Annotated in this window: 4 protein-coding genes and 2 CRISPR repeat arrays; of the genes, 1 reads left to right on the plus strand and 3 read right to left on the minus strand. The window is 69.8% G+C overall.

The genetic code is table 11. The annotated features are described in order from the left end of the window. Positions 1-964 precede the first annotated feature (964 nt). Positions 965-1237: a CRISPR direct-repeat array (repeat unit 28 nt). Between the two features lie 303 nt (positions 1238-1540). The 3 genes from ABD371_RS35550 to ABD371_RS35560 form a co-directional block, all read right to left on the minus strand. Further along, positions 1541-1774 (minus strand): hypothetical protein, encoded by a 234-nt coding sequence (locus ABD371_RS35550; RefSeq protein WP_344486858.1) that lies wholly within the window; start codon positions 1772-1774, stop codon positions 1541-1543. Positions 1775-2067: 293 nt separating this feature from the next. After that, a CRISPR array of direct repeats spans positions 2068-2462; the repeat unit is 28 nt; unit sequence GAACGACCCCCGCGCGGGCGGGGCGGAC. Between the two features lie 888 nt (positions 2463-3350). Continuing rightward, positions 3351-3767 (minus strand): hypothetical protein, encoded by a 417-nt coding sequence (locus ABD371_RS35555; RefSeq protein ID WP_344486861.1) that lies wholly within the window; start codon positions 3765-3767, stop codon positions 3351-3353. Positions 3768-4376: 609 nt separating this feature from the next. Beyond that, positions 4377-5654, minus strand: coding sequence for a hypothetical protein (locus ABD371_RS35560; protein ID WP_344486864.1), 1278 nt, complete (start codon positions 5652-5654; stop codon positions 4377-4379). Positions 5655-5855: 201 nt separating this feature from the next. Between ABD371_RS35560 and ABD371_RS35565 the strand changes: the two genes are divergently transcribed. After that, positions 5856-6479, plus strand: coding sequence for a L,D-transpeptidase (locus tag ABD371_RS35565; RefSeq protein ID WP_344486867.1), 624 nt, complete (start codon positions 5856-5858; stop codon positions 6477-6479). The last annotated feature ends 613 nt before the right edge of the window (positions 6480-7092 follow it).

The following is a 7092-nucleotide window of genomic DNA, read 5'->3' on the forward strand; positions in this document are numbered from 1 at the left end:
CGCCGCGGATGTGCTGGACGGCGTACTTGAGGGCGCGTTCGGAGTCGATGCCGTGGCTGTAATCGGGCGCGCTGGTCATCTGGTTGGCTCCCTTCGATCCCGTTTCTGCCCTGTCGGCTCAGGGTAGCGGTGGCAGGTTTGCCGGCTGTGGCTCTGAACGACTCCCGCGTGGGCGGGGCGGACGGTTTTCACATCGCGGGCGTGAAGCCCGCAGTGAGCGACTCCCGCGTGGGCGGGGCGGACCGGCGAACCCACGCTAGCTGAGCGACTGGCTGTGAACGACCCCCGCGCGGGCGGGGCGGACGGGACCCTGGCGGGTACGGCCATCGCCTACGTGGAACGACCCCCGCGCGGGCGGGGCGGACACTTCCTGACCTGGGGCGTTGTCACGTGATCATGCTGTTTTCCTTTACATGCTTCACGACCGTTCCCAGAGTCTGCTGGTGTGTCAGCGTCACGTGCTGCCGGGCTCCGGTAGCACCGTATCCCTCGGCATGACAGTCGCGTCGGAGGATGCCTGCACTGACTGTGCGGTGCGTTCCCTCGCTGTGTCGGGGGCCTTGCTCGCGGCAGTGATGGTCGGCCGCCGAGCGTCCGTGGGGTTCGGGTTGTGCTGGTCGGAGTCGGTTCTGCCCGGTCCGGTGCGCCCGGCGGGTCTTCGTCTCGGCTTCCTCAGCTCGCCCGAGTCGGCCGAGGGCGCTGACGTGGTACTTCGGCAGTGCGGCCTCCACGGTCTGGCGGACGGCGAAGGTGAGCGCGGATACGGCCGTGGCGGGTCCGCGTCCAAGCTCGCCCGGATCCATCGAGCCGCGGGAGCTCGTGCCGGTGCGCTCGCAGCCCCGCCGCCAGCGACGTCCGGACCTCGGAGGGGACGGCGAACAGCCCGGCCGACCGGGCTGTTCGAGCGACCCCCCGCGCGGGCGGGGACGACAGACCAGATCAGGTAGGGCCCAGGGGGAGGGGCGAACGACCCCTGCGCGGGCGGGGACAACACCCGGGTGGAGCGGCGGATCGCCGCGTTTGGCGAACGACCCCTGCGCGGGCGGGGACAACAGGAAGCCGGAAGTGGCGGCGGCGCAGACGTACGAACGACCCCTACGCGGGCGGGGACAACTACGAGGCCATCACCCAGCTCCCCACCCGCCAGGAACGACCCCTGCGCGGGCGGGGACAACATTCCGGCAGCGGGGCTACATGCCGTATGCGGAGAACGACCCCTGCGCGGGCGGGGACAACACTTCCTGACCTGGGGCGTTGTCACGTGATCATGCTGTTTTCGTTTGCATGCTTCAGGAGAGCTCCCGGGTGCTGCTGCGGTGTTGTCGACACCAGACAGCACCGTATACACCGGTTCTGGTCACCTGCCTGCGTCTGCGCCGAGGATCAGAACCACCCGCCCACACCGGCACCGAACACCCATATCCGCATACCTACTTCGGTCCGAGGTGGCCGCACCCGCACGCTGCTGGCGGACCACGGAGGCGATTGCCCGCCGTCCCCCGGGCCGCAGCCAGGGCCCGGCGGCCGAGGTCGACACGGCTCAGCTCGGCGGCCACGCGATCACCACCCCGGTGGCGTAGACGTCCAGCGGGCGCGCGGCGAGGTGGGCCAGCCGCTCCGCCCACGGCACGGCCACCTGCTCGGCCCGGGCCGTGTTCTGCTCGTACAGCTGCTCCAGCCGCGCCGCCAGCAAGTACTCGGTTACGCGCTCCCTCGCCGTGTCGACGGCCTTCGCCGCCGCGACGGCGACCAGCCCGGCCTCCAGGATCGCCACCTCGGTCTGGGGCGGACCAGGCCGACATACCGCCCCTCCACCCGCACCAGGAGCGACCCCCGCGCGGGCGGGGACGACGGCGCGACCCTGGCGGCCGGCACGACGTACACCGAACGACCCCCGCGCGGGCGGGGCGGACACGGCCCCGGGTGGCGACCCTGGGCCGTTGCCAGAACGACCCCCGCGCGGGCGGGGCGGACTCCGGGGGGCCCTTGCACGGGCTGGACCGGAGAGAACGACCCCGCGCGGGCGGGGCGGACCACCACCACCACGTCGTGGTCACGAGGGACGAGGAACGACCCCCGCGCGGGCGGGGCGGACGTCCCGAAATGGCTGGACGCACGCGCCCGGGGAGAACGACCCCCGCGCGGGCGGGGCGGACCGTAGTGAGCAGCCATGTGTATCTCCATGACGGGAACGACCCCCGCGCGGGCGGGGCGGACGGCACCATCCACCGCAGCGTCTTCCCGTCCCGCGAACGACCCCCGCGCGGGCGGGGCGGACAGGGTGCAGATCAGGGCGTGCCCGGTGCCGGTCGAACGACCCCCGCGCGGGCGGGGCGGACTCCATGCTAGGGCACATGCTCAACAAGCCCGGGGAACGACCCCCGCGCGGGCGGGGCGGACACGGTGACCCGGTTCGGCTCCACCGTGACGTTCGAACGACCCCCGCGCGGGCGGGGCGGACACTTCGTGACCTGGGGTGTTGTCACGTGATCATGCTGTTTTCGTTTACATGCTTCGCGGCGGTTCCCAGGTTCTGGTGGTGTGTCAGTGCCGGTGGTGCTGGGCTTTGGTAGCACCGTATCCGTTGGCATGGCACCCTCGCCGACGGATGTGTGTACTCACCGGGCGGTTCGGTTTGTGCCGGTACCGGAGCCGGTTCTACCCGGTCTGGTCCGCCCGGTGGGTCTCCGGCTCGGCTTCCGGGGTGCCGCTCAGGCAGTGGAGGGTGCTGAGGCGGTACTCCGGCAGCGCGGCCTCCACGGCCTGGCGGACGGCGAAGGCGAGCGCGGATACGGCCGTGGCGGGTCCGTGTTCAGCTCGCCCGGTCCATCGGGCCTCGGGAGCTCGTGCCAGGTGCGCTCACTGCCGGCCGCCAGCGATGTCTGGACCTCGGCGGTGCCGGCGAACAGCCCGGCCGACCGGGCTGTTCGAGCGACCCCGCGCGGGCGGGGCAGACTCGCAGTCGCAGAACGCGACGGCGGCACCCCGCGAGCGACCCCGGCACGGACGGGGACGACGTGCGACTTCCTTCCCGGGCAGCGACGCCAGCGGAACGACCCCCGCACGGACGGGGACGACTCGGCGTAGGGGAGGGCGAGCCAGAGCCCGGACGAACGACCCCCGCACGGACGGGGACGACTCGCGTACCGCAGCGCCTTGCGGATGAGGCCGGGAACGACCCCCGCACGGACGGGGACGACCGGCCGCTGATCGGTGCGCCGTCTCCGGTCCGCGAACGACCCCCGCACGGACGGGGACGACACTTCCTGACCTGCGGCGTTGTCACGTGATCATGCTGTTTTCCTTTACATGCTTCACGGCGGTTTCCGGATTCTGCTGGTGGGTCAGCGTCAAGTGCCACCGGGCTCTGGTAGCACCGTATCCGTCGAGATGGCGGTCGCGTCGGCGGATGCCTGTACTGACCGCGCGGTGCGTTCCCTCGCTGTATCGGGGGCCTTGCTCGCTGCCGTGATGGCGTCCGTGGAGTTCGGGTTGTGCTTGCACCAGCACCGGTTGTCCTCCCCGGTCCGATACGCACGATGGGTCTCCGTCTCGGCTTCCTCGGTACAACCTAGGGGGCTGGTGCGGAACTCCAGCAGCGCCCCCTCGACCGCCTGGAGTTCGGCGCGCGCGGCCACTGCCGGGACAGGGGCCGCGCCAGCTCGCCCGGATCCACCGAGCCCCGAGAGCTCGTGCCGGAAGGGCGCGCTGTCTGCCAGCAGCGACGTCCAGACCTCGGCGGCGACGGCGACCAGCCCGGTCTCCACGATGGCCGCCTCGGTCCGGCACCAGCCACACACCCCTGCTGGCCGGGCTGTGTGCGAGCGACCCCGCGCGGGCGGGGCGGACGGTGCAGGCGGTCAGCCGCCGCCCGAACCCGGGGAGCGACCCCCGCGCGGGCGGGTCGGACCCCGGCGAACGCGCGAGCTGACGAGCTTCGAACGGACGACCCCCGCGTAGGCGGGGACGACGAGGCCCAGGGGTCGGACTTCGCCTCCCAGGACGAGCGACCCCCGCGGGCGGGGACAACCTCGGTCTCGATCGGACCCTCGTGCTTGTCGTCGAGCGCCCCAGCGCGGCCAGGATTCTCCGTCGCCGAGCTGGAGACCTTGCGCTGGCGGGGATGACCCGTCGGGAGCGGGCCAGCCCTCCGGCGGGTTCGAGCGACCCCCGCGCGGGCGGGGACGATGCTGACGGCCATGCGGACCTTGCTCCACGCCGAGAACGACCCCCGCGCGGGCGGGGACGACACCCCAAGCAGCAGCTGCGACCTCTGCGGATCCCTGTTGGTCTCGGCGGACGGGCCCGCCGGGGCCGAGTTCGTGTCGCAGGACGGCTGGAGCCAGCCGTTCGGCTCCATCGCGGTGGAGGCGCGGTTAACGGGCTTGGTCGGCCCATACTGGAATGCCGTCCTCTTGCACGTGGAGGGTCGGTGAGTGCTCCCGGTATTCCCACTGCGTCGCGTCGTGCGGTACTACCCAGGCTCTGGTCTGGAATGCCTGAACGGGTGTTAGCGCAGCAGCGCAGGCGTTAGCGGGGCTGATTCGAGTGGTCCTGGCTGGGATGGTGAGGGTCACCGAGGTTCCCCAGGGGGCGGGACAGGTCTGCTCCACGGCGGCTTGGACGTAGGCAAGCTTTGTCTTCACCCTCATCGGCTTGCCCGAGGTGTTCGTGAACTGCACAAGGAAAACCATCGTCGCCTCGTGGGTGACGATCATGCAGGGCTTCCACGCCACCGTCCCCGCGCTGCGCAGTTTTCCGCATCGGTGATTCCCCTTGAGGCCGTCAGGCACGGTGGAGGCAGCAACGCCGGGCCCACCGGCGTCCATGGCAGGCAGGCTCGGCGACGCCGACGTATCCGGGCCCGTACTGGCCCGGGTTGGCTTCTCGTCGCCCGGCCACGCCAACAGGCCGATCGTCACGGCTGCGGCGGTGAGGGCTCCTGCCCAGATCCACCTCTTCCTCATTGGGTGGGATGTCCGCTCGGCGATTTCCGCCGCCATGATCATGGCGGATTCCGGCTCAGTGCCAACTGCTGAGCTGGGTGTCTTGGGCGAAGCTGTAATGGTGACCGGTTCGACAGGCAGCAGCTCAGCAGGTCCCGGCGTGGATACTGCGATCTGTTCGACGTTCGTATGAAGCGCGACGGGTTCTGCGGGTTCCGGCCCAGCTGCGCCGCTCGATGCGACGACAGCTGAAAGTTCGTTGGACTCTTCAGGGGCGATCTGCTCAGGGGAGTGCACGTAGCTGCTCTCCCCAACCTGGCGGCGCCACCCACGTCCAACCGTCTCCTGGAGCCTGTGTGCCAGATCGGCGATCTCCCGGCCGATCGTGGGCAATTGCTCGGCATTGTCAGGTGCATGTGGTTTGAGTGCTCGTGCGATGGCCGTACTGTCCTCCACACTGGGCAGCCGGTTGTGCTTGGTGCCAGGAAGGAGTTGCCTACGGCCGCGGAGCCAGTACGACAGCATCGGCTCGTCGATCGGCGCACGAGACGCCCACTCTGGTGTCGTCCGCTCCTGCTCCAGCGCCCTGACTAACACCTTGCGTGCCAGCTGGCCTTCCGAGATCGGCTTCTCCACACACGCTGCCCATGCATCCAGTGCCTCCACGAGGCCGTGCGCGAGGTCCGCGAACGGACCCTTCTCCTTCATCGGCTCCCCTTCCGATGGACTCGTCGTTGCAGTGCAACGAAGAGGCAGCAGGTTACGGAGGTACAAGGTTGCGCTGCAATTCCCCGATGCTCTTGCACTGGTGTTCTTCTCGTCCGGCTGCGGCAGATTCAGTTCCGGCGGCGCGGAACCTCCGGCCGCCGCCCCTCACCGGGGCCGACAACAAGCAGGGAAGCCATCACCATGAACAAGATCAAGAGTGCTTTCGCCGTGACTGCGGCCATGGCCTCAGTCACCGCCGGAGCGGTCACCACGATGGCCGCTCCGGCGGCTGATGCCTCGCCGGCTGCCCACTCCGCTGCTGCGGCATCCCGCGTCGCTCTGGTGTTCGTGAAGAACGACAGGGACCCTTCCGACTCAAGGCTGCAGGTCTGGAACGGGAAGACGCACATCGCCACCTTCCGTGCCGGTTCCGGGAAGGGGACGGCCGCAGACTGGGACACGGATGAGGGCAGGAAGTTCTTCCGGAATGAATGCTCGGTGGGCGCCGGGTGGCTTCCCAACGGCACGTACAAGCCGACTTCCTTCGAGATCGGCCGGAACAGCCGGATCAAGGGCTACGCCATCGGACTGCCGAACAAGCGGTGCAACCCGACCAAGGCGTGGCGCACCGGCCTGTTCATCCACAGTGAGATGACCAAGGACAGGAAGCAGGGCCCGCGTGACGACGCTGACAGTCCGCAGCGTTGGGAAGGTGTGCAGGACTACAAGTCCGAAGGCTGTATCAAGCTCCACCCCAGCCACATCGCCAAGCTGTTCAGCTACATGAACAAGCACGGTCGCGCCGTCTTGCTCACCGTGCGCTGACCCGCCCTGTAGTCAAGTCTCCCGATGCAACGCTGAACGACCTGCCCCCGGTATCTGCGAGAGGGACTGCGATCCCGGGGTCGGGGCGTTGTCACGGGCGGCTGCTGGCGATACTGCGCCTCGTCGGCCGTGTACAGCTCCACGACCCGGGAGGGCAGGATCTGGGCGATCATGAGGGCCGGGAGAGTCGCGTCGGCCACCTTGGTCTGCCACCGGGACACCTGGGAGTTCGTGCAGCCCAGGTCTGCAGCCACACGCACTTCCGGACTCCGTCCCTCGAAGAACGCGAGAACGGCCTGGTGGCCGCGGTCCTCTCCGACCAGTCTCTGGTCGCCATGCTCCTGGCCCTCTACCGCGTGGCTGACCTCTCCACGGATGGCGAGACAGGGCCCGCATCGCGGCGGTCTGCCGCTCTACCACTGCCGCGATGGCCGGGTCGACCCGCGGCGGCACCGCCGCCTCCTGGTGCGCGGCGACCGTCTGAAGCTCGCCGTAGTTTCCCGCGCCCAGTGGGTGCCTGGTGTGTGGCGTGTCCCGGAGTTCGCTCCCGCCCGGGCTCGGGTACGGGGGGCGGCTTTCGGCCGGGTTGACGGAGCGGCAGAAGAGCGTGGTG

The organism is Streptomyces amakusaensis, from assembly GCF_039532665.1.
GTDB lineage: Bacteria > Actinomycetota > Actinomycetes > Streptomycetales > Streptomycetaceae > Streptomyces > Streptomyces amakusaensis.